Raw genomic sequence first — 370 nt, forward strand, 5'->3', positions numbered from 1 at the left:
ACCAGTGATAGGGCGTTGTTTTTGCCGAAATCACTGGTTTTTTGATGAAAAAAATTCCAAAGAAACTCTTGATAATTTTACAAAAACATATTATATTTTATTTAAAGTTTACAAAAACACCAATAGAAGTTCATGAGGAGGGCATGGGAAATGACGAAAGGAGGACGACAACCTGGAGCGAAAGAACCCATTCGATCATTAGACAAAATCAACGAAATGAAAGATTGGTTATTACGTCACTCATCGTATCGAAACTACTTTTTGTTTTATTTTGGGATTAACACAGGGTTACGAATTAGTGATATTTTACGTTTGCGGGTCAAAGACGTCAGAGGAAAAGAAATGATGAAATTAAAAATGGAGAAAACAG

Annotated in this window: 1 pseudogene; it reads left to right on the forward strand. The window is 34.1% G+C overall.

What is annotated here, in order from left to right:
• Positions 1-150 precede the first annotated feature (150 nt).
• Positions 151-370, forward strand: a pseudogene (locus ACODS7_RS32830) (tyrosine-type recombinase/integrase); the annotation flags it as partial.

This window comes from Bacillus sp. FG16 (assembly GCF_057809515.1).